The organism is Pseudomonas sp. NPDC087803 (assembly GCF_044742995.1).
In the GTDB taxonomy this organism is placed as follows: domain Bacteria; phylum Pseudomonadota; class Gammaproteobacteria; order Pseudomonadales; family Pseudomonadaceae; genus Aquipseudomonas.
Genome location: NZ_JBIUVO010000155.1, coordinates 959 through 1382, shown reverse-complemented (window position 1 = coordinate 1382; position 424 = coordinate 959). Strand labels below are relative to the sequence as shown.

1 protein-coding gene is annotated in these 424 nt (G+C 53.3%); it reads left to right on the top strand.

Annotated elements, in window-relative coordinates; genetic code table 11:
* Positions 1–424: GTP-binding protein (locus ACIOUG_RS27125; protein ID WP_401070272.1), on the top strand; the 424-nt coding region annotated here is incomplete at both ends.

The window sequence follows — 424 nt, the reverse complement described above, 5'->3', positions numbered from 1 at the left end:
TCGTCGCTCACGTGGATGCTGGTAAAACCACCACCACCGAGCGCGTCCTTTTTTACACCGGCAAAAGTCACAAAATGGGCGAGGTGCATGACGGCGCCGCGACCACAGACTGGATGGTGCAGGAGCAGGAGCGTGGTATTACCATTACTTCTGCTGCAATCACCGCCTTCTGGAAAGGTTCCGAGAAGCAGTATGCGCATGAGCACCGCTTCAACGTCATCGATACCCCGGGTCACGTAGACTTCACCATTGAAGTTGAACGTTCCCTGCGCGTACTCGACGGCGCTGTCGTTGTATTCTGCGGTACTTCGGGTGTTGAGCCTCAGTCGGAAACCGTATGGCGTCAAGCCAACAAATACGGCGTTCCACGTCTTGTTTACGTAAAAAAGATTGTCCGTGCTTGTTCCAACTTAATTCGCGTGAT